The sequence below is a fragment of the Clostridium sp. UBA1652 genome (assembly GCF_002320975.1).
In the GTDB taxonomy this organism is placed as follows: domain Bacteria; phylum Bacillota; class Clostridia; order Clostridiales; family Clostridiaceae; genus Clostridium_T; species Clostridium_T intestinale.
Genome location: NZ_DCLI01000056.1, coordinates 175,242 through 200,069, shown reverse-complemented (window position 1 = coordinate 200,069; position 24,828 = coordinate 175,242). Strand labels below are relative to the sequence as shown.

At 29.1% G+C, this 24,828-nt stretch carries 16 protein-coding genes; 2 read left to right on the top strand and 14 right to left on the bottom strand.

The genetic code is table 11. From position 1 onward, the window contains the following. Positions 1–4: 4 nt before the first annotated feature. From B3N22_RS11870 to B3N22_RS11835, 8 genes are all read right to left on the bottom strand, one after another. Positions 5–1,048, bottom strand: coding sequence for an HRDC domain-containing protein (locus tag B3N22_RS11870; protein ID WP_286907346.1), 1,044 nt, complete (start codon positions 1,046–1,048; stop codon positions 5–7). Between the two features lie 215 nt (positions 1,049–1,263). Beyond that, a complete protein-coding gene (locus B3N22_RS11865; RefSeq protein WP_286907345.1) occupies positions 1,264–3,810 on the bottom strand; it encodes a hypothetical protein in 2,547 nt (848 codons plus the stop codon). Next, a complete protein-coding gene (locus B3N22_RS11860; protein ID WP_286907342.1) occupies positions 3,800–6,286 on the bottom strand; it encodes a TOTE conflict system archaeo-eukaryotic primase domain-containing protein in 2,487 nt (828 codons plus the stop codon). The genes B3N22_RS11865 and B3N22_RS11860 overlap by 11 nt, the downstream gene beginning before the upstream one ends. A gap of 377 nt (positions 6,287–6,663) precedes the next feature. Further along, entirely contained in the window at positions 6,664–7,518 is an 855-nt protein-coding gene (locus tag B3N22_RS11855; protein WP_286907340.1) for a DUF6544 family protein, read from the bottom strand. A 10-nt stretch (positions 7,519–7,528) separates the two neighbouring features. Beyond that, positions 7,529–7,966 carry a DUF5301 domain-containing protein gene (locus B3N22_RS11850; protein ID WP_286907338.1) on the bottom strand — a complete coding sequence of 146 codons (438 nt, stop codon included), beginning with the start codon at positions 7,964–7,966 and terminating at the stop codon, positions 7,529–7,531. A gap of 103 nt (positions 7,967–8,069) precedes the next feature. Further along, positions 8,070–9,050, bottom strand: a complete 981-nt coding sequence (locus B3N22_RS11845) for a serine hydrolase domain-containing protein (protein WP_286907336.1) — start codon at positions 9,048–9,050, stop codon at positions 8,070–8,072. Further along, entirely contained in the window at positions 9,047–11,335 is a 2,289-nt protein-coding gene (locus B3N22_RS11840) for an excinuclease ABC subunit UvrA (protein ID WP_286907334.1), read from the bottom strand. The genes B3N22_RS11845 and B3N22_RS11840 overlap by 4 nt, the downstream gene beginning before the upstream one ends. A 30-nt stretch (positions 11,336–11,365) precedes the next feature. Next, positions 11,366–12,295 carry an AraC family transcriptional regulator gene (locus B3N22_RS11835; protein WP_286907332.1) on the bottom strand — a complete coding sequence of 310 codons (930 nt, stop codon included), beginning with the start codon at positions 12,293–12,295 and terminating at the stop codon, positions 11,366–11,368. 182 nt (positions 12,296–12,477) lie between these two features. Here B3N22_RS11835 and B3N22_RS11830 point away from each other — a divergent pair, with 182 nt between their 5' ends. Beyond that, on the top strand, positions 12,478–13,077 hold the full coding sequence (locus B3N22_RS11830; RefSeq protein ID WP_286907330.1) for an MBL fold metallo-hydrolase: 600 nt from the start codon (positions 12,478–12,480) through the stop codon (positions 13,075–13,077). A gap of 289 nt (positions 13,078–13,366) precedes the next feature. On the opposite strand, the gene B3N22_RS11825 is transcribed toward B3N22_RS11830, so the two are convergent. After that, a complete protein-coding gene (locus B3N22_RS11825; protein WP_286907329.1) occupies positions 13,367–14,254 on the bottom strand; it encodes a Cof-type HAD-IIB family hydrolase in 888 nt (295 codons plus the stop codon). A 172-nt stretch (positions 14,255–14,426) separates the two neighbouring features. Here B3N22_RS11825 and B3N22_RS11820 point away from each other — a divergent pair, with 172 nt between their 5' ends. After that, a complete protein-coding gene (locus B3N22_RS11820; protein WP_286907327.1) occupies positions 14,427–15,752 on the top strand; it encodes a DUF4317 domain-containing protein in 1,326 nt (441 codons plus the stop codon). 53 nt (positions 15,753–15,805) lie between these two features. On the opposite strand, the gene B3N22_RS11815 is transcribed toward B3N22_RS11820, so the two are convergent. The 5 genes from B3N22_RS11815 to B3N22_RS11795 form a co-directional block, all read right to left on the bottom strand. Beyond that, positions 15,806–20,725 carry a DNA repair ATPase gene (locus B3N22_RS11815; protein WP_286907325.1) on the bottom strand — a complete coding sequence of 1,640 codons (4,920 nt, stop codon included), beginning with the start codon at positions 20,723–20,725 and terminating at the stop codon, positions 15,806–15,808. An 11-nt stretch (positions 20,726–20,736) separates the two neighbouring features. Next, positions 20,737–22,791, bottom strand: coding sequence for a flotillin family protein (locus B3N22_RS11810; protein ID WP_286907324.1), 2,055 nt, complete (start codon positions 22,789–22,791; stop codon positions 20,737–20,739). Positions 22,792–22,796: 5 nt separating this feature from the next. Continuing rightward, complete coding sequence (locus B3N22_RS11805) at positions 22,797–23,405, bottom strand: OB-fold-containig protein (protein ID WP_286907323.1); 609 nt, start codon at positions 23,403–23,405, stop codon at positions 22,797–22,799. 175 nt (positions 23,406–23,580) lie between these two features. Beyond that, positions 23,581–24,291 carry a LiaF transmembrane domain-containing protein gene (locus B3N22_RS11800; RefSeq protein WP_073016434.1) on the bottom strand — a complete coding sequence of 237 codons (711 nt, stop codon included), beginning with the start codon at positions 24,289–24,291 and terminating at the stop codon, positions 23,581–23,583. Between the two features lies 1 nt (position 24,292). Next, positions 24,293–24,748, bottom strand: a complete 456-nt coding sequence (locus B3N22_RS11795) for a LytTR family DNA-binding domain-containing protein (protein ID WP_286907321.1) — start codon at positions 24,746–24,748, stop codon at positions 24,293–24,295. Positions 24,749–24,828 lie beyond the last annotated feature (80 nt).

The window sequence follows — 24,828 nt, the reverse complement described above, 5'->3', positions numbered from 1 at the left end:
CTTGCTAATATTTCTTTATAATCCTCAATATATCATTGCCATATTTATTAACCTTTACTTCTCCAAACCCTGCTATTGCAAGTAGCTCTTTTTCGTTTCTAGGCATCTTGGAAATTAAATCATTTAGTTGATTATTATTATAAATAAAATAAGGTTTAACTTTTTCTTCACGACTCTTATCTAATCGATAAGCTTTTAATTCCTTGAAAATATCTGTTTCTTCTATTTGAACTTGATTTACTTGGAGGGTGCTTTTCTCCACTATTGGAGATGATATTTCTTCTAATTTCTTTGGTGTAGATCTATATTGTTCATATTTTCTAGTATAATCTTTTTCCATATCCTTATGTAATTTTAAGTAGGATTGAGCCCAAGTTAACATTCTCTCATCAGAATCAGCCACTTCTTTAGAGTTTTCATACATTTCTTTTATATAGTTAACCAATTGATCCGCACGGATAACTTTCTCTTTTACATCTTTCTTTGCATATCTTGCATTAAGTACAGTCTTAGGATTGGCTAAAACTACTACTGACTTATTAAAATCTCCAAAATATCTTCCTAACATATATTTAGTTAATATATTGCTATTATTGTCTGTTTTAATTTTTTTCATTAATTCTAGATGTCTTTGATTTTGTGTTATAGGCGAATAAATCCCCTCTTTTTTCTTTTTAGAACCAAACTCGATAGTACGAATAAAGTCACCAGAACTATTAATTTCAATATTTCCATAAAGATTCTTACATTCTATGACAAAGCAAATCTTCTTTGTAAATACAAGATAATCTATCTGAGCACTCAATTCTCCATCCTCAAGATAAATGTCATGTAAAATATACATGGGCATATGACTATTTTTTAATTCAAATTCAATATTTTTTTCTCCTGCAATTCCATATTCAAGGTACTTTATATCTTGTCTTATTACACTTTGCCCTTCTGCATTAAGTAAAGGTTCCAATGCCTGTAGCTTTTCTAATTGTACTTGGGCATCACTGCTCTCTTTAAGAAAAACAGGTTCTTTCATTCTGTTAAATAACCCCATCCCATTACCACCTCACGTATGATATAAACGAGTTATATCATTTATTTTTCTTTTTGGTTTGAGCGTATATTCATTGTTGTATCTGCAACTTTATGCTGAAAAAAATGTTAAACCAAAGTTTTTTTGTTTTGCTTTTAACAATATTTAAATTATAGGTGTTTTAAGTACATTTAAGGCATGATGTATATGAACTTTCATTAATAAATATCAAATAACTATATCTCTTTTCTTTTAACAAATAGAGAGCAGATCCTTTCAGGCACTAAAAGTTCTTTATGAAAAATATTATGCTTAGGTTGATTAAACTCTCTAATAACTATAAAGTCATCAATTTCAATTTCTCCTGAATACTTACCGTATATATCTTTTATAAGACTCTTATCACTAGGATCTAATTTGCTTGAAATTTCTTCGTCCTTTATCATCAGATTGTATAGATATTTTGAAGATTTTAGATAATCATTTACATTTTTTTCACCTTCATTACTTGCATATATGGAATAGACTACTATCGTGGCATTATTTTTTTGGATTATTTCATTTATACTTACCCATTTTCCTAAAACATAAATTTGAATATGCTTGTCATCTTGTTTTGATTTATGGCTTAAATAATAATTTAATGTACATTTTGTCGCTCCAGCTCTTTGAATCACATCAAAAACAAAACAAACTTCTTTGATTAATTCACCGTTAATTGTGTAATATCCTGAATCATTTTTCTCTACAATAGGATCGAATAAGTCAACTTTATCTCTATGAGTACTACTATTTATATACTCATAATTTATATACTTAAATGTACTTTGAGATCTACTTCTATCTTTTAATACATATAATACACCTTTTTTATCAATATCTAAAAATTGAGATTTAGATATTATTGAATAATCAACAATATCATGCTTTTTTATTAGTCTAAACCAATTGAAAAATTTACTTTTATCGAAATTAAAGAGCAGTAAATGATTTGCAAGTCTATATCTTACAATTGAATCAAATGTTGCTTTAGGGTGAATTTTACTCCAAGCTTTAACATGCATTTTCATATATGAGAATAATTCAGAAATATGTACTTCTGATATTAATTCAAGCAATTCTTCAGATAACATAGATTTATTTATATCCCTTATTTTATGTAGAATCCTAGAATAGTTCTCAATATCTTCACCAACATACAATACTTTCTCCTCATCATTAATACATGCTGAAAATTCACCTTTTATTTGTTCTTTTTCATCATCACAAATCTTTTTATAAAAAGTGATGTCTTGTCCGGTATCTGTGCGAATTATTTTCTTTTCTCCACTAAAAAAATCTTCTTCGTAAATGCATTTTATAATATTTTCTTTAGTTATATAATCACTAAAATCTAATATATTAATAATTTCTTCGTCTAGTTGGTATGGAATAAAATATTCTCCTTCATATTCCTTTTGTAAAAATTTATTTTTATCTTCTACATAAGCTAATTGTTCAGTATAAATCTTTAAAAAATTATTAAAGCTTTTTTCTTTATCTGTACATTCTGTTAGCCAATTTTTCAAAAGTGTATTAAAACGGAGTTCTGAGTTTTCTAAATCAAGTTTTTGAAGATTTACCATTTCAATTTTCTGTAATGAAAAAAGAATTCCTAAATTAATATAATCAATTCCATCTCCTACTATTTTATTTAATGAGAATGAGTTGAAACAAGGCATTATATTATCAAAAGATGGGATAACATCATTATCTCTATAAATGCTATATTTATCTTCATTGCTAAATGGGTTTATTGGCATTATTTTGCCATTACTTACTATTAATGAATCTTTAATTAGTATGTTATAATATCTCTCATTAATGACGATTTTAAGTATTTCAAATATACGTTCAAAGTTATTGCTTTTTTTAAATTCCTCAAAAATATCAACTGATACCAATGAATTTAGATCATATTCAATGTAATATGCTATAGCTTCTTTATTATGATTTTTTTCGGTTTTTATTTCACTAATATTTAAATACTCTTTACCAATTAGTTTAAAATATTCGATTTTTATATTTCTTATAAGAACTTTTTTTCTATTAGGATTATATAAAATCAACACTCCATTTTTTTCATAGTTTCTGATCCAATCTTTACCGCCTATTCTTATGGAATATTCTAATAAATAAGATGCAAAAGTTAGCTCTGAATCATCTATAATACTTTTAATACAATCAAATTCTTCAGTATACTCATTACTGTTAAATATTTGTAGCGCTAACATTAGTGTTTGTAAGATTTTAATATAATTTAGTTCATCTAACAAGTTATCACATTTAATTACATCAAATAGCAAATTGCTAATGGGGAAAATAGTAATATCTTTAGATTTTATTTTGAACAGTATTCTTATTTGTTCTAAGTTTTCAAGTAAATTTAGAAATTCGCTTTTTATACTTTCTTTTGGTAGTTCAATAATATTGTTTGAATTTTTTGAATATATCCTCTGTAAAAAATAAATGGTCTTCAATTCACTAATACTTTGATTTTCAACAGACATAGTTCCAATATTATCAAAAGCGTCTATAATATTTTTTTCCGTTTCAGGTGAACAATTATCTTGATTTAATCTGCTTACACTACGGTAAAATAAAATTCCTAATTCCTCTTGATTATCTGCTATATCTCTAGCTAATAAGCTAGAGATAAATTGTAATATTTCATTAACTAAATTCTCATTACTTATATTTATTAAGTCAATACGTTTTACATAGGTATTTATTTTATCCTTCATAACTAATATCTCCCAAATAATTTTTTAGTGCCTCTATAATTCCTTTATCTTCTTCATCTTTAACAGTTTCAATTTTGATATTTGACAAAAATAAATCCTTAATTAAAAGTATTAATTCTTTACTAATATTTTTGTTCTTTATGCATATATATAAATTACTTATAGCATTTTTAAAATTTATAGAATCTATTGGAATTAGCTTAAACTTACCCGAAACTAAGCATTTTACTAATAATGCTGGATGATTATAAACATATAAATAAAATTTACTGAAAATACTACCTCTACCAAATTCACAAGAAAATATTTTATCTGCATATTTTTGGAAATAGAATATTTTAGCTCTTTCATCTACATTCTTAGAAAATATATAGTTTGCATCAGAAATGTCAAAGTTAGATTTTTGTTCAAGATATCTTGACATCTTCTCATAAACATCCTGTTCCCTCAGTAAATAAGAATACTCCGACGTTTGTAGATCATACTGAAATTTGCCTTTTCTTAGAATCTCATCTTTTTGATTTTGTGTTAATGAACCAATATCTCCATATCCTTTACTTTTTTCTTCATTGAATTCTAGTCCATAGTCATTAAAAGTATTTTTTAAATCACAAAATAAGTTGTTATAAATATTATTATCATAGAAAATAATAATGTCATCAACATATCTATATATAATAATGTCATGTATACTATATTTACTAGATTTAAATAACTTCTCTAATATTATACCTAAATAAAACTCAGCGATAATTCTTGCATAAGCAGGACCTTGGGGAACTCCTTTACGTTGACCAGTTATTTTTTTCATCAAATTTTCATTATAGTTAATAAGTGTCTCAATTATTCTTTTACATTTAATATTCAGAGAGTTTTCTAACCCTTTATAAATACCTAAAAAATCTATACTATCATAGAAATGTCTAACATCAATTGTAATTACAGATAGATCGTTAAACATATCAAGTTCTAAATATTTTCTTATTTGTTCGATATAATTACCCCAGGAAGAAAACCAATAAAAAAATATGTCCTCACTAGAAAGATAATTGGGATTATAACTAAATGAATTAAAGTTACATTTTAATTCATAAAATAAATTTAAACTTAAATGTGTTGTTAATATTCTATCATGGGCACCTAGTGATATCATTATTCTTTCCTTACCACAATCTTCTTTTCTAATAAATTTATAGTATTTATTAATTTTAATTTCACTTACTTTACCTTCGTAAATATCATTAATTATTTCCTCAATTTTATAATTGTCAAATTGAGTCATATGTATGATATCATTGTAAACTGAAACCACTGGTACTTCGTCATTATCAAATAAATATTTTTTTTCTTTTTCTTTTGTGACTGATACATCATTTAATAAAACTTTTTCATTATAACTTACATCATCTAAATCATAATCCAATCCAATTTTTCTTAATAAGTATTGGAGACCATTTTCTTCTGGATTCAAATTCTCCTCTATGTCTATATTATATAAATGATACAGATAATCAAATGTTGCAGGATAATATTTATGTCCATATTCTTGTATTTTTTTGCGAGTTTCGCTCTCAGAATAATTAGGACTATATTTAAATAAATCAAGTAGGATCTCTTCATTTTTTTCTAATTTACCTAATGTCCCTAACATTACAAACCAATCTTTTGAAATAGCATTACCTTCAGTTATTCTTTCTAAAATCTGCCTATACACATTAGTTTGTGAAAGAATGTTAATTATTTCTTCAACTGAACATTGTAAATGAGTGTTTAATTTCACTCTTTTAAATGGGACTCTAATATCTAAATCATCTAACTCTAGATTATCTAGAAGTTTGTTGGTATCATTTAATTGTATTTTTTTTAATATATCATATTGATTTGTTAAAAAATTATCTGTTTTTTCAATCCATCTAAAATCGCCTTCAAAAAAAAATGAACGTTCACCTTTTGTATGAACGGATAAAGGTAATTTTACTTGTTTCCCTAATTTATTTCCTTTACTACTTGCAGTAGCTGGAAACTCATCTAACCCATATAATTCCTTATCATAATCCAAATGTGATTCTATTTCAATTTTTTTAATCAGCTTATACGCTGTTTCCTTCTTTATAAATTTATCCAACAATATCCATATATGAATTCCTCTTCTTCCTGAAAACTCTGTAGCAAAATATATTTCCTTTTTATTCAAATAATTTATTAATGGCAAAACGCATTGTTGGAACAAATTTTCAATATTAGGATTTTCTTTATCTTTACAATCAAAATCAAAACATAACCATTTTAAGTATGGACTTTTATATAATTGCTGGTAACATCCGATCGCTCCATTTTTATCAAGCATTGTTACAATTTCATTTTCAGTAACACGAAAATATTTTGTGTAATAATTTCCATCATTTTGCATCACAGCAATTGCGTATCTATTAATTAAAAATAACGAATATAACTTTTTTGCTATTTCCTGAATCATTTTTACCTCCTCGATTAATCTATATTGTAAATATATAAGTTATTATAATTATTCTCTGGCTTAAAATTACTTTTTTGGGTAACGCTATAATAATAATTTTACTATATTCAATTAAAAGTTACTATTATATTTTAACTATACTTGTCTATGTTATAATTATTTTAGCAATATTTGTACAATACTCTGAACATATTTTACAGCTAGTTTCTATAAAGTTAATATAAATGAATCTTCACAAATTAATAAAGTAAGTGTTTATCACATCAGTGATAAACTAATTGTATAACAATTTCAGTAGTTGTATTAAAAATTAAAACATGTTTGATACTACTTTTTAAAATAGAATTTAGAATATATGAAAAGCCTCTATGTATTGACTACATTATTTCATTTACAGAATATCTAACCTCAATCTCATCACTCTCGAAATACGTGTCATCACCATCAGAGAGTACCCAATTCACACTAACCTTTCCAGGTTGGAAATAACCATTCTGTTTTTTGTAATCTGTGTAGGTTACATACCATGGAACTAGTGAGCTGCCTTTCCCGTTTTCATACATATATCTATCATTAGTATCAAAACGTATAATAGTCCCCTTTTTGTCAAAGGTAAATCTTCCTTTAGCTGAAACCCCTTTCCATGAAATGTTGCCTTCAAGAGTGTGATCATCAACTACTGTCCATGACACATATTTCTGTAAAAACAAAGATGGCATATATACAGCATCTGCAAGTGCTGTAATCAACTGACCTTGATCCATCTCGGCTCCAGTAGATTGGAAAAGCTGAAACTGTTTTGCAAGTACACCAGTCATAGAGCCAAAGCCATCTAATATACTATCTTTAGCCTGTAATGGAATTCCTGCTATTCTTCCTGTCAAGAAAGCATGTCGGTCAGGTCTATTTATAAAATTAACCTGCATAAATTTAATCTTAATTGGTTCTTTCCCAGCAGACATACGAAATTTTGTGTTGTGGAAATATATTAACATATTAGTCATTAAGGGCTTTTCAATATACCCTCCGTTAATAATGTGCTTACGAAGAAGATCTGGAAGTTTAGCTATAGAATTTTCTGTAAAAATACTTTCACTGTTATTTTGTTTAGATGCTTCAGTCAAAGATTTATTTACATCTTCAAGATAATGTTTCCAGAGTTTTCCTCCAGGCATTGACATATACACCATTATAATTGCAGCTGCAATTAAAACTAATATTATCCAAAGCATATATTTCACCTCATTTATAAAATTCCGATAAATCTAGCTCATTCTTATCGTCAGTTATTTTGAATGTACCAGAATGACCGCCAAATAAATCTATAAAAGTTATATACCCATTATCATATATAGTTAATCCAATCTTTATTTCATTATCCTCATATATACCTAAATCATAAACTTCATCACTTTTCTCCATCTTATCTTTATACTTTTTGACCTTTAAGTTAGAAAGAGAATCTAATATATCGGATATTTTATCATTATCTTTAATAACTACTTCCGAGAAGTCAGATAAACGGCTTATTTTTATTTTTGTGACCTCAGAATCTAAGTATTTATCCAGCGCCTTGTCCTTAAAAAGTCCTTGGTTTACATAGCTACTTATTACTATATAGAGGGTAATTATAAATAGTGAACTTATAGATATTATTTTTAGCCTTTTGAAATTTTTCATAATAGCTCCTTTTACTTAAAACTTCTCAACTATTTTATGGTAATTATATCATATTTAGTATAAATTGTAATTTGTAATCTTGTCTAATTTATATCTAGTTTTTTTAGACCTCATTTTCAAACAAGGGTTCTATATACTCTATTATAAGTTTTATCCTATCTTTAGTTTTTTCAGTAGGAAGAGATGCTATAGAAATAACTAGTTTTTTCTTTTCATTTATATAAATAACGTTACCTCCATCCCCAACAGCTGCATAGCTATGTTCATTATTATCTATAATCCACCAAAGATATCCATAAGATAGTTTGTCCCACCTACTATGTTCTATTGTACTTTCATCTACCCACCATTTAGGCACAATTTTTTTGCCATTCCATAGTCCTTTATCTAGATATAATTGCCCTATCTTGGACATATCCATAGGAGTTAGTGTAAGACCCCAAGCTGCTGTGTTTATGCCTTGTGGGTCAGTAGCCCATCCACTGATATTTTTATCTTGAAAAAAAGATATATGCTCTTCTTTACTTCCTAATCTAATATTTTGCTTAACATTAATTTCTAGTGGAGTGAATAGATTTTCTTTTGCAAAATCAAAAACTGATTGTCCAGTTGCTTTTACTAAAATACCTGATAGAATATGAGTTCCTATTATGGCTGAATAGGTAAATTCTTGTGAGGGTTCTTTACCTCCTAATAAATCAAGTGCAGCTTCTATCCAGTTGTCACTTTGAAAAAACTTCTCATAGGGCTCTTTTTTATATTTATAGGGAGCTGTCATAGTGAGCATATGTCTAATTGTGATATTCTGTATAGCTTTTTCTCCTTCTAGAATTTTATAATAAGGGAAAAAATCCAATACTTTTTTATCTAAACTTTTTATATGTTTCTTCTCTAAGGCAATACCAATTAATGCAGAAAAAATGCTTTTTGTAACTGATGCTATATGCACTGGATTAGAGGCAGTATATTTATTAAAGTAGTTTTCATATAATAGTTTACCGTTTTTTTGTACAACAATGCCTGCAATATTCTTATAGTTATTATTTATTATCCTTTCAAATTCTATCTTTTTTCTCTGGTTCATAGAAGATACCTCCCTGTCTTGGAATTATGATTGTCTATAAGACTATTGGGGGTACCCTTTGCAATGATTTCTCCGCCTTTGTCTCCTCCTTCTGGACCAAGTTCAATTATATAATCACAGCTTTTCAAAACTTCTACATTGTGTTCAATTACAATAACTGAATTACCGCCTGCAACTAGCTTATCTAATAGTTTTAATAGCAAAGCTGTATCATATAGGCTAAGCCCAGTGGTTGGTTCATCAAGCACATAGAGAATATTACCTTTTAACTGACGTCCAAGTTCTTTTGCAAGTTTCACTCTCTGTGCCTCACCACCACTTAAAGAAGAGGAAGGTTGACCAAGAGTCAAATACCCCATTCCAATTTGATTCAATATATTTAGTGGCTTTAGGATGCTTTTATGTTCAGTAAATAAGGAAATTGCATCTGTAATACTCATATCTAAAACTTCTGCTATGTTTTTACCTTTATAATATATAGAAAGACTTTCTTCATTAAAACGTTTGCCTTTACAAGTTTTACAAATCTTATCTACTGAAAAATCAGAGGTTAGAAATATTTTTTCGTAGCCGATACCTCCACAATCTTCACATGCACCCTTAGAATTAAAAGAAAAATGTCCAGAACTCATGTTTTTGACTTTTGCCTCAGGTAGTTTTGAGAAGATTTCTCGTATTTTATCCCATATACCAATATAAGAAGCTGGTGTTGAGTTTATATTTCTTCCTATGGGATCTTGAGATATCTTTACAAACCCACTAATCCTATCTGCTCCTTTTATATTATCTTTATGTGAATATTTTTTGAAACTAATAAGGCGTTTTAAAAGGGTTTCCTCTATTAAAGAACTTTTTCCACTTCCGGATAATCCTGATATTCCAACCATAACATGAAGTGGAAATGTTACTGTTAAGTCTTTTAAATAATTGGTATTGACATGTTCTAATATAATGGAATCTTCTTTAGGGAATAGAGTTTTTCTTGTAGTTCGTTTTGGTATTAAGAGCTTCTTAAAGAAATATTGACTTAGAAGGGTGTTCTCTGTTTTGTAATCTTCATAATTTCCTTGAAAAACCACGCTTCCTCCTTCTACTCCTGCTTTAGGACCAATCTCTATAATGTGATCCCCATAACTTAAAATATCTTTATCATGCTCAACTACTATTACAGTGTTTCCAATGTCTCTTAGTTTTTTTAGGGCTTCAATCATACTCTCTTTCTCTGATGGATGTAAGCCAGCCATTGGTTCGTCAAATATATAGATAAGAGAATCCAGATTAGATTCGAGATGAAGGTGAAGATAAATTCGCTGTAGTTCCCCACCACTTAATGAAGGGATATCTCTATAAAGAGTTAGATGGCCTAAACGAAACTTAATTAAATACTCCAACTTTTTGATAACATCTTTTAAAACCTTGTTGCCAAACTGAGATAGCTCTTCTTTAGGTATTTCATTTAAGAAGTTTAAAAGAGATAATATGGTCATATTTCCTAGTTCCCCAATTGTTTTTCCATGAAGAAAAAAACTTCTGCCTTCTTTGCTAATTCTCTCTCCACGGCATTCTTGGCATATACACCTTTTATAGACTTCTTCCACATCTTCCCCTTTTTCGTAGGAATTTCTTAGTATACGTTCTAAACAATAACTTTGTTTACCATTTTCATAAGTTCCATAAATAACTTCTCCTTGAATGTCTTCAGGAAGTTTAAAGAAAGGAGTCTCAAAATACATGCCGTATTTATTCTTAAGAATTCGTAAAAATCCACTTGTTACCTTTAGGTTTTCATACACGTCTAAAAGTGATGTTTTTTTATCAGGAATTAGAGCTTCTAAATTAATATCATAATAAAAACCTCTTCCCTGGCAGCTAATACACATTCCATCAGCAGTTGTATAGAGAAATAAGCTTGGAGATAGATGTTCATTATTTTTATCGTAAGCTTTTCCATCACTTGCATAAATTAAAGCTAGCTGATTCAAAATTCTAGTTTTAGAACCAACTGTAGATCGGATGTTGCTCTGCCTAATACTATTTTGACGTACTGCAACAGTTGGTCCAATACCTTCTATGCTCTGAAACTTGTCGTCATTATCAAGCCCAGATAAAATGCCTATGGAGTTTAAATACTGATTTTTGCCTTCTTCAAAAAGGATATCGAATGCTAGACTAGATTTACCAGAACCACTAATGCCCGTGATTATTACTAGCTTTTGTTTAGGAATTGTTAGATTGAAATTTTTTAGATTATGAATTTTTGCACCTTTGATCTTGATTTCTTTCATATGCTCACCTCAAAATTGATTTTAAGCATGTTAGAAATGAATGGGCTCAATGGGGACGTAGATGTCAACTTTATGGATATGTTTTTCATTCTCATAGGGATTATTTAGATAAACTTCAAAGGGATAAGAATTTCTTGGAACATAACCATTGCCTGAAAGCCATTCTTGATACATGTAATTCCAGGCACCACTATATTGTTCCTGCTGCATTTCAAAATGCCCAACTGCATATAGACCACCTTCTAAATTCATTTTCCCTAGAATACCGTATTCCTTAACCTTAATACTTTCTTTAACTGTAAGGCATATACTTGTGCGAAACTGACTCTCTTCTCCAAATTCAGGATTGTCATGATACATAGCAAGTACTAAACTATTATCATCTAAAACACAATTTTGCTCCTTTGCTTGAACAAGTAGTCTTTTAATAAGCCCTGCATATTCTTTTTCTAATGTCTCATAAGTTCCTGTATGCCTCACATAAATTACTTGTTTTTCCTCTAAGTCCAATATTCTAACATCTACAGGCATAGTCAATAGATTATCTACCCACTCACTCCTTGCTGTATTCTTATTGTACTCAGACAATAAAAAAGAATCTTTGCAATTCTTGCTATATTCCTTGCGGTACTCTCTTGGGCTTACACCATAATAATTTTTAAAAGCTCTTGAAAATACAGCTGAATCAGTAAACCCAAGTTCATATGAGATGTCGGTCATGTTTTTATCTTTCCTGTGTGCAAGTAAAAAAAGCGAACTCTCCATGCGTAGTCTATTCACGTAATGTGCAAGTGGCTCATGTAAAACACCTTGAAATATCCTGCTAAAATGATATTTAGAAAAGCCAGCAACATTTGAAAGCTCCTCAATAGACAATGACTTTCCTAGATTATTTTCAATGTAATCCTGAACTTTATGAATTCTTCTTATATATTCATCTTTACACTTTTGATAAGACATCTGCCTACCTCCTGTTTCTATTATTCCAAGTATAACAGAAAAATTTTTTATTGACGAATGATCCTAAAAATCAACACTTCTCTCAAACAATATTATAGGAGCACATAATATCTATAAGCCCTTTACATTTATAAATTATTAGTATTAAAATAAAAACATATAAATAATTAGGAGGTAAACCTATGGCAAAACTATATTACAATGGACATGGTAGCTTTAGACTTATAACATCCCAAAATACTGTGGTATATATTGATCCTTATGCTGGAGAAGGATACGAAGAGCCTGCTGATATAATATTAGTAACCCATCAGCATGGAGATCACAATCAAATAGATAAACCCACTAAAAAATCTGAATATCAAATAATCATGAACTCAGATTCACTTATAAATGGAGAATATAAAGAGTTTAAGATAAAAGATATAGACATTAAGGCTGTGCCAGCCTACAACAAAAATCATTCTAAGGAAGAATGTGTTGGTTATCTTGTTAAAACTGATGGAGTTCTTATTTATTTTTCAGGAGATACTTCAAAAATAGTAGAGATGGACGATCTTAAATCCTTAAATATTGATTATGCTTTTTTTCCTTGTGATGGAGTTTATAACATGGATGAAGTTGAAGCCGCTGAATGTGCAAAGATTGTTTCTGCAAGACATTCTATTCCGGTACACTTAAAACCTGGGGCTCTTTATGACAAAGAAAAAGCAAATAACTTTAAAGTTGAAGGTAAGCTTTTAATAGAACCAGGAGAAGAAATACACACCTCTATTCTGTAGAAGCCGAACAGAGGCTTCATTAAATTCATGAATCGCGATATTCTGTAGAAGCTGACTAGAGGCTTCTTTAACTTCATTTTTACTCTAGGAATATAGGAATATGAGAACTTAAAAACTTAAGAATTTTTGTTCTTATATTCCGAACAATATAAGAAGTTAAGAAGTTATATTCTTATATTCCTAAGAACCTAAGAATATAAGAAGTTTTATTCCTTACCTAAATTATTTTTATGGGTAAAACAAAGACTGCAACAAACCTTTAAGTTTATAGCAGCCTTTTGATTTTAAATTATCTTATTCTTAATTCCTCGAGCTCATCATTTAGCATCTTTTCAACTGCATATGCAAACCCTTCTTCTTCATTGCTTTTAGTCATATATTTGCAGACTTTCTTAATCTGCTCCATAGAATTTTCCATGGCAACAGTAGCTCCAAAGTCCATTGATAACATAGAATAATCATTCATGCTATCTCCTAAAACCATAACTTCATCCATATTATATCCAAGTATCTCTATGTACTCCTTTAGTGCTATTCCTTTTTGAGCATTTATATGTGTAAGCTCTAGGTTAGATGCAAATGAGGAAGCAGAAGCAATTCCATTAACATCTGAAAGGGCTTTATCTATTTCTAAAATAATAGATTCATCTTGAGAAAAAATAAATATCTTATATATAGAAATATTATCTTTCCTTAAATCCTCTACTGAACTAATACATTTTACGTGAGCTAGTCTTTGTTTAAATTCTGGAAGTGATTCAATATCATCTTGACTTCCGTCATAAAAAAAGTGGCGTGCCTCTAAAATTAAGCTTTCTTTCACTTCTTCTTCAGATCCAATTGCATAGTCATATTGATCTGAACAAAATCTTGCTGTTACTGGAAAATCTTTAATTCTATCTAAAATATCTTCGAAGCTAGAATGATCCATTGGAACCTGTTTTAAAACTTTTGACTCTTGATCTCTTACCTCTGCACCACTAGCTACTATATAGTCGCATTTTAAATTATGCTTTTCCAAGGTGCTCATTGTCCCTTTATAATGTCTACCTGTAGAAATAATAAATCTTATATCCTTTTTATATAACTTTTGTATCGCTTCAAGCGAAGCTTCTGAAACTTCATGCTTTTCATTTAATAGAGTTCCATCCATATCTGTTACTACTACTTTAATCATAAAAAAATACCTCTTAATTATATTAATCTCCATTTGAATTTCTATAAACAGTATAGCATAATATTCAACTTTACATAAATAAGCTCTTTAAATTCTATAAAAAAGATTATATACTTAATAATAGAAATAATAATTTACCAATAAATAGAAATTAAAATTAAGGAGTTTATATATGAGAAAAAAAGATGTCCTTGAATTAAAAAAGCGTTTTAAAAAAGATTACTGTACTTTCACTAAGATGTGCGGATGTTATGTTAATGGAGAAAAAAATGTTCTCTTAAAATTCAGAGAAACCTTTCTAAACCTAGAGGAAGATGAATATTTTAAGTTTTTAGAAATAGCAAAAAAAGTTTTGTCTGGAACTGTAGGCAATAATATTCTAGAGCTTAATTTCCCAATCAATGAGGAGTTTGTAAATGAAAAACAAATCTCCCTTATGAGGCTTAAAAATAGTAAACTAAAGGATGATAATATTTTAGATGAATTTTATGACTCTATTATAGACAATTATGATTACACTGGGAATTTTCTAATCCTTATATTCCATGATGCTTATGATGTTATAACTAAAACTAAAGATAACATAAAGATTGATGAGTCAGAAGAAGTTTATGAGTATGTTTTATGTGCAATATGTCCTGTATCTCTGTCAGAGCCTGGACTTAGATATTTTGAAGAAGAAAATAAGATTAAAGCACGTATTAGAGATTGGGTGGTTGAAGCCCCTACTAATGGTTTTGTTTTCCCTGCTTTTATTGAACGTAGTACTGATGTTAATTCCATTATGTATTATACAAAAAACCCTAAAGAAACTCATCCAGAGTTAATGGAACATGCTTTAGGATGTTATAAAAAGCAAACTGCAACCATACAAAAAGAAGCTTTTCAATCTATCATTAAAGATTCCTTACTTGTTGATGAAGATGAGGCTGATAAAATATTTATGGAAGTGCAAGAGAATTTAAACACAATGATTGAGGAATATAATGCAACTTATGAAGATGTGGATCCAGAGCCTATAACATTAAATAAAAAAGACGTTCAAAACCTTCTAATTGAAAGCGGAATTCCAGAAGAAGTTACTATTAAGATTGAAAAATCTTATGAGGAAAGTTTTGGTGAGGATCTTCCTCTTGCTGAAAGTCTTATAGACTCAAAAGCACTTAAAGTAAAGGCTCAACTTAATAAAGAAGAAAGTTTAAAGAAACAGGTACAAGTTCTTCAAAATAAGCTTGAACTTGCTAAGCAGGAAGTTGCCTTAGATAAGGATACCCCTCTATCTACAGAGAGCGATGAAGAAACTGTGACCTTAGAAGAAGCTTCAGCAACAGGTTCCAAAGATGAAGAAAATACCTTTAAATACGATGTTATACTTCAAGTAAAACCTGAAAAGATACCCCAAATTAAATCTCAGATAATTGATGGACAAAAGTGCATAGTTATTCCTATAAATGAAAATGAACAAACTAAAGTAAATGGACAAGATGATTTAATCTAGTTTTGGAATAGAAAAACAGCAGTCTTTTTAATCAAGGCTGCTGTTTTTTACATTTAATTATTTATTTTGTTTAAAATATCTTTTATAAGGCTTAGATTTTCAGTAAGTCCATTTAATGCTAAAACAGCCTGCCCTATTTTATCATCACCTTTTACTAACTTATTTTTAAGAAAAACAGCTTTAATTTCAGCATAACGTTTTTTCTCTTCTGCGTTTATACATCCAACAAGCTCTTTCCACTTAAGCATATTAGCTTCAGCGCCTGTAGTTAAGGTTTGCGAATCATTTTCATAACTTGCAAGTATTCTATGGAATAACTCATCATCATTCATTGCAGGAATAATCTTTTCTGCTATCTTATTCATATTTCTATAAGAACCTTGCAGCTTAAATGCTGGCTCATTTCTATATTCTTCAGCTTGTGCTGCTGAATATATATATTCAAGGTTAACCTTTAATACGATATCTCTTACTTTAAATAATTTATGAATAAGACTTACATATTCATTCATTTCTTCAACAGAATAGTTGCCTTCTAAAGACACATTTTCTCTTGGTTCTCCCTTAGCCATTTCAACAAATCCATACAAGTCTTTTGAGTTATTATTACTTAACTTAGATAAAATAGGGTTTGAAGTTAATGCATTTTCTATATAACTTAGCTTAAATGCTTCTTCATTTTCCATAAGCATATCTCCAAGATTATATACATCTGCTCTATTTGAAAGCATATCAGGAATTTTAAACTTCTCTCCACTTTCAGTATATGGATTACCTGCCATTACTACAGCTACCTTTTTACCTCTTAGATTATAAGTTTCGCTAACTCCATTGTATACACATTCAATTTTTCTTTGTCCATCACATAAAGAAATAAACCTTTGTAAAAACTCTGGATTACAATGTTGGATATCATCTACATAGATCATTACATTGTTACCCATCTTTAATGCAATATTAAGTTTCTTAAGTTCTTCTCTAGCCCCACTATTATTAGCTTTATCAGGATCTAAGGAAGTCACTTCATGTCCTAAACTAGGACCATTTATTTTAACTAAAATAAGCCCAAGTCTATTTGCAACATACTCCATTAAAGTAGTTTTACCATAACCTGGTGGAGATAATAGTAATAGTAGACCCATTAAATCTGTCCTTTTATTGTCTCCTGAAGCGCCAATTTGTTTAGCTAGGTTATCACCTATTAAAGGAAGATAAACCTTGTCAATTAATTGATTTCTAACAAAAGAAGTTAAAACATCAGGTTTATAATCATCTAAATGAATTTTTGCTTTGAAGTCTTTTATAAGGTTCTTTTTAATTTCTTGAAACTCAATAAAATCAATAACTTCTTTAGATTTAAACCCATTTAACTTATCCATAAAGCTCATATAGGATAAAATATAATCTCCATTATTAATTACAGAGTGAGTCCCTATAAGTCCTGATATTTTCACCTTTGAATCTAAATAAATCACTCGGCCAAGTTCAGGCTTGTTTTCTATTAATAATACAATAACCTCTTTTAGCACTCCATTTAGCTCGTCACTATTTAATGATTCAAATATTGATAAATTTATATCTTCTTTATTTTTATCATTTAAAACTTCGTCTCTATAGGCTATTATACATTCATTTATTAAATAATAAAGACCTTCTAGATCACTCTTGCTGCTTTCTATTGATGATAAAAATTCATTTAAAACATTCTTATCTCTTAAGGATTTAATAAACCCATCATATATATTCTTGGCTTCTTTACTTATTATGAACTCTTCCCCTTTCATTATTTCAAGGCAAAGATATTCTGAAGCTTCATATATGTCTTTTTCTGAAAATAAGGTTATAAGATTGTTTTGTGCTTCCATTTTTCCTACTAAATAGGGAATATATTTTTCTAAATTTGGTGATGAATTAAAATATAGGTTAACCTTAGATAGTTCTTTTAAGCGTTTCCTTAATGTTTCTTTTACCTTTTTATCAGCTAGAAAGTTCCAATACAATCTAGCCAAAGCTCTAGCTTCACATTTATATATTAATAAATCAATTTTTTCATGTAATTCTAATAGTGTTTTTAAGATTTTTGAGGCATCTATATCATGTACACCTTTTGTATATCCCTCTTGATATCTAGGCTCCATAAATTTTTGTACTATTTCAATCAGCTGTGCTTCTGATTTAGTTTCTAGCTTTTTGATAGATTCAAATCTCTTAGCTTTAGCTTCTTCAAATAGTAAATAAGCTAGATACTCTCCTCTATAAACCTGGTCGTTTTCTGACACTACACTTTGATTAAAGACATAATTGTATTTTTCAATAGAAGATAAATTGATTTTCTCCCAGAAATCTGTACCAGTAATATGATAAAATAGTGCATCATCCTTTTGAACTATGGATAAATCAATAGATTTAGTGTTAATTGAAAAATTGTGTCTTCCAAGTTTAATTACATTTTCACCATTAATATAAAGTTCTTGTTTATCCTTTAGCTGGCGAATAGCATCTTCCTTTGTCTTTTTAAGTCTTGATGTTATTTCATCAGCTTTTACTGAGTCTCCAAGATCATTCAGGTTTGAGATTACATCTCTTACCCTTTCAACCATAATATCAGTAGCAAAATATCCATTAATTTCAGAAACACTTTGGAAACTTTTCAATCTACTACTGAGTCCATTTAAAATACGTTCTGCAGAATCAAAAAGACCAATTATTCTTTTGTTTATCTTATCTAATATAGCTTGTTTTTTACTTTCAAAGGCATTGTAAATCTCTTCTCTTTTTTCACTTAATTGTAGTATATAATCATTGAACTCGGAAAACTTTCCTTCTAGTTCTTGAATCATAATCATAACTTTATTTAAGTATTCATCACACTTTTCTACAGTATCAGAAATATCTAAATAGTTTACTACAGATTGACTTAAAAGCTTTATTTGAGAATGAAATTGAGAAGTCATTTCATTTTTTGTAAGCTCTTCAATTTTATTATTTAGTCTTGCCTTACCATTATTAATAAGAGAAAACAATGAAGATATCTTCTCTATTATTTCTGTTGTCATTGTTGGGTCTTCTATTTTAAAATTACTAATAATATCTATAAGAAGCTCTAAATCACTTGAAACTCCATTCATTTTCCCTTCAAGTTCTCTACCCTCTTTAGACTTAGTTACCTTAACTATCTCACCTTGTAGCTCTTTAACTTTTTTATCATAAGGTAATAACCCTTCAGGTGCTAATAAAAACTCAACACATTTTGTAGAGAATTCATCATACTTTTCTTTAACATCCTTATCAAGAGAATTTACTATATTAAGGTCTGTGTATCTTAATTCTTTAAGTGTGGCTATTTTCCCTCTAGTATTTCTGATTTCAGCTAAGGCTTTTACATATTCATCAATATTATCGAAGGTTCCATACTTAATATTCTTTAACAATTCTTCTGTTGATTTTTGAGTATCTTCTATCTGCTTTTTAGTAGATGCCTTAATTCTTAATACTTTTTCATATTCACCAATAGCAAAGGTTGCAGATTCTTTTAAGGCTAAAAGAACTTCTTTTAAATTGAAGGTCTCTTCTTTATCTAACCAGAAGTAGGAGTCAATTATCCTTTCGCATTCTTTTACTATATCTTCATAAATACTTTGATAGCCATCTTTTTTATCAACAAGTTTACATACTGAGTTACAATCAGCCATGGCATTAACAATATCTTTATTCCCTATTTTATAGACAATAGAGTCCTTATCTCCTTGGCTTACGTAGTTTTTTCCTACATAAGGGGTTTGCCATAGTTGTAGCATGTGATTTTTTCTTGGTTCACTTTCCTGTCTTGCTACTATCATTTCTCCATTATTAAAATGAGAATAACCACTACAAATTATAGGAACATCAATTTTTTGCTCGATTATGTTATAAGAGTAAATTTGATATTCTCCACTATTTGTATTGTAGAAAATGTACTGATAATCTTCTCCATTTGAGGAGGTAATTATTTGATCAAAGACCGAACCTTCAGCTTCTACGTCGAATATTTTGTATTCTCCAGTTTGAAGATAATATCCTTTTGGGAATATTACTCCATGGTGTCCTGGAAGAAGAATACAGGTATCTTTTATTGAATCTATTCTGACTACGGTTTTAAGCTTATTATTAAAAATGAAATATCTAAAATCATTTTCTTTGTAAGGTTTAATTTTAAGTATTATAAGTTGATCTAAGTCTGCATAATATATTTCAGCATCATCAAGACTTTGATCCATATCCTCTACAGGTTCTGAATAAATTCCCTGGCCTGTATCTGTATTATCTTCAATCTTAATTGTTAAGTCCTTTCTTATTGTTTCAACAAAGACCTTGTCCAATATTGAGATATGAGGATATCTACCGTTTCTTTGATCGTCTCTAGTAGCTTTTACAAATTTGAATTCACTTTTGTTTTTAAATTTTACCTCATGGTCACTTCTACTATCTACATATATAAGTTTATTTCCTTCAATTGCCCATTTAAACACCTTAATATCTGTAGGATTTTTTCCAGTTTGAAAAATCATATAAAAATACGGATCTATTATGGTGAACTTAGCAAAAAAGGTGTTTTTATAATACTTATATAGCTCATCAAAATCATTTATAAAATCCTGATTATTTATTAAATCAAGAGGCTGTTTTATAAATTTTTTATCAATATATCTATAAATTGAAAAAACATCACTTAGCTCTGTTTTTGATTTAAGACCAATGTGAACATTGTATCCAAAGATAAATAAATCCTCTACTGGGGCCATATCTCTAGGGACACAATTGTTTTCAGTGATTATCCTTTCACTTCCTAGAAGTTTAGTTTCTATGGAGCCAAAGGTTTCTTTTCTAGCAATATTTAATTTATTAACTCGCTCTTTTAAATCTGCTCCATGATTAATAAGACGATTTTTTATAACCTCATAGGTGCCTTTTTCCATATCTTCGATACTATTCAAAATGCTTCTCCTTATTTACGAGGGATTTCTAAAGTTTTTGCTGGTAGATCAGCTAATCCTGCTTTTTTTACTGTTTCTAACAGCTTTACTAATACTGCTTTATCACCATCTCCTGAAGTTGTCATCATCTTATTTATAGCACCTGCAATTGAAAGGTTTTTTATATCTTCTGAAGTTATATTAAATCTATCCATAAAATCACCTAGTTGTTTCTTAAAATACTCAGGATCACCAGTTATAAAGGTTTCCTTAATATCTGTAAGAACTTCACTATTGTTTACTAGACGATCATATGATTTACCTTTTGTTACTGAACCTATAATCTGATCAAAGAACATTGTTTCTCCACCCACAATATCAATTTTAGCTGCTTTAAGAGCTTCACTGATAACTGACGCTTGAGCTTCAGCAATTTCTTTTTGAATATTAATATTTGCAAGTTCAATTTCTTTTTCTTTTTCAAGTTTAAGCTTAAATTCTTCATGACCTCTACCAACTTCATCAAGAGCTTTCATACTGCTAGCTTTTTCTTTGATTCCTTCAGCTTCAGCCATGTATTTCTTCTTCATGATATCAGCTTCTACAGTTCCTTCTTTTTCCTTAACTTCAACCATTGCGCTATCAGCTTTAGCTTGAGCTAGAGATTTAGATTCAATAGCTTTTGCCTCAGCAACAGCTTTAGCTTCAATAACCTTAGATTCTGCAATACCAGAAGTTGCTTCCTTTTGAATATTGGCATCTGCAAGTATTTTAATTGCCTCAGCTTCTTTTTGAGATGCTTTATATTTAGCATCAGCATCAATAATAGTTTTCTCAGCCAATCTTTCTGCTGCTTCTTTTGAGGCTTCAGCTGATTTAACTTCTACTATAAGCTTAGATTCTGATTGTTCTTCAGCCTTTTTAATAGCTACAGACTTAACTCTGTTAGCTTCAGCAAGAACCCTAGTATCGTTGATTTTTTCTTCTTCAATAACTGTATCTTTCTCAACAGCAACTCTTTCTCTTATAATTGTTTGAATATTTTTCTTTTCTATTTCTACTTCCTTTTGCTTGTCTATACTTGCAAGTTCCACAAGTTTTTCTTTTTCAGTTCTTTCTAATAATCTATTTTTATCAACTCTTTCTGCTTCAACAGCTTCTGTACTCTCTTTAGACTTCATAGCTATAATAACTTGTCTTTGTTTATTTTGTTCTGCAACTTCAATTTCTTCATCAGACTTAACTCTTGCCATTTCTGATTTATATCTCTCTTCTTGTCTAACCTTTTCAGCTTCTGCTTCTTCTCTTGCAGTTATAATTGCAATCTCTCTTTTTTGTTTAGCTTCAGCCTCTGCATTTTGTTTTTCAAGTTCTAATATAGCTTCTCTAGCAGATACATTTTGTTTCTTTATAGTTTTTTCTTTATCTCTTTCAATTTGGTTAGCTAATATAAGTTGTTCAGCTGTAAGTTCAGTTATTTTCTTTATACCTTCTGAATCTAGAATATTATCGCTGTTTAATAATTTTATATCAGTCTGCTCAAGATAATCTATAGCTGCATCATCTAAAACATACCCATTTAAATCAGTTCCTATTATTTGAAGAATTTCATTTTTAAAAGTTTCTCTTTCTGTATAAAGTTGAACAAAATCAAACTTTTTACCTACTGTTTTTAGCGCTTCTGAGAATTTTGCATCAAAAAAATCCATTAAAGTTTTTGGATCTGATGCTTTTACACAACCTAATAGTTGACCTACTTTTAATACATCTTCCCTTGTTTGATTAACTCTAACAAAAAATGCAACTCTTATATCTGCTCTTAAGTTATCTTTGCATATAAGCCCATCTTTACCTTCTCTAGCTATTTCAACTCTCTTAACAGAGATATCCATAATCTCGCTTTTATGTAATATTGGTAATACAAAAATACCGCCAAAGGATACTACAGGCCCCCCAATACCATTTCTTACAACAACCTTTCCTTGATCTACCTTATGATAGAATTTAGAAAACATTGCAAGCAGTCCACCGATAATAATTACTCCAGCACCAATACTAATTAATAAAAGTTGTATTTCATAAGTCATTAATATCACTCCTCAATCTTTATAATGTAATAAATATTTTTATCTTCGTCTTTTCTATAAACATAAGCAATTTCATTTTTAATAAATAGATCATCATCTTTTTCTGCTTTCACATTTATTAATAAAGAAGCGCCATCTCTTTTTATTTTTCCTTGACCTAATCTTCCATCTCCAATGTTGGTTATCAATGTTACTAGTTGTCCAACTACTCCACCATTTGGAGCAATATCTTCATAGTCCTTCTTAAAGAGTTTCTTAAGTGGCTTTGTTATTATCTTAGTAACCAATAAGCTAACTATAAAGATCGGAATTAATATTAAACCATTTATAAAACCTCCTGGTGTTATTGGAAGTCTATATAACATCATTGATAAAATCCAAAATATAAAGGATAAAATACTAAAAAACACCATAAAAGGTATATCTCTTAAATTTAGGAAAACTAATATTCCCTGAAAAACATCTGCATCAACGTCTACGTCAAAATCTAGTTCAAATAAATCAAAATCAAATACGCCAATAATTACAGTTATCCAGTATAATAAAACTAATCCTAATAGTACTGTAGGTATAATATTTACACCTTTTACAGCATTGTTTATTAACTCACTCATTTTCCCTCCCCCCTCATATGTAAATTTTATCATTTTTTAACATTAACGACAATAGATAACATCTTATAGACATATTGAGATATTTAAAAGTAATGATTCATAAATAAAAAGCAGTTTCTTTAAACTTATTAGTCTAAAGAAACTGCTAATCTCATCTTATTGTTATTTTTATTTTTTAGATATAAATTATCTCTACTCCAGCAAAACTTATATCTCCAACTAAGGTTAAAGTATTAGTTATTACTTGACCACTTCTATTTTTTTCACTAACATCTCCTAAAAAGGCATTAGTCTTAATATCTACACGCCAGGTTTTAGGTATATACAACTCTACCCCTGAAAAAGATGCATCAATTTTTACTACAGCATTGTCTTTACTCATAACAGCATTATCAAAATATACCTTTAAAGCTCCAAATGAACACTCTAAATCTGCTTGTTCAAATTTATTTGTATTTATATACTTTATACTAGCTCCAAATGAACTCTTAAATGAAACTTTGCCATCATCTTCAACATCAATTTTTTCAAACTTATAATCATCGTGGTGATGTTTGTGGAAGTGTTTATGATGAATAAATTTAACATGTTTATGGAAAAGCATAGATAAACCTATACTACCAAATAGTGCTGCAATTAACACTGTCCAAGGAGTTATTTGCGTAATTCCTAATTGATTATCATACATTATACAGATAAAGGCAATTGGGAATAAAATGCCTGGAAAGTTTAAACGAATTATACTCTTTCCTATAACAACTACTAAAAAGAATGTCAAAATTAAACTAAAAGGATTCACATCTGGGAAGTAACCAAGTTTGCTTACAATTAAGAAAATACCAGATAGTATAAATATAAATCCCCAAAAAACTCTTTCTTTTTTCATATTATTTCCTCTTTTCTAATAATTTTATTTTTAATGGTTTATAGTAATACCTCGAAACATATACCTGTTTATGGGTGTTTTGAAATTCAACCTTACTTGAGGATGAAAGACTACGTGTTATGGAGTAAATATGATTTGTGTTTAGAATTGTTGATTTTGAGACTCTCATAAAATACCCTGGCAATATCTCTTCAAGCTCATAAAGTTTATATTTAACATTATATATATTATCAGTGGTATGTGCACAAACTGCACTTTCCTCTGTTTCGAAAAAAAGAACTTCTTCTATCATTAGATAATACTCAGTTTCTCCTTTATAAAAGGTTATGCTTTTCTTAATGCCAATTAAATCTCCAAGCACACTTTGGATATTTTTGACTTCCTTATTAAGCTCATTGCATCTTATTATAATTTCATTTTCTTTAATTTCATTATCAACTTCAATTCTTATTTTCATATTGCCACTCTCCATGCTTTTATTATAGTAAGATGCGTTTTCTTTGTAAATATTGTTTAGGTAAGTGGTAAATTATCCTC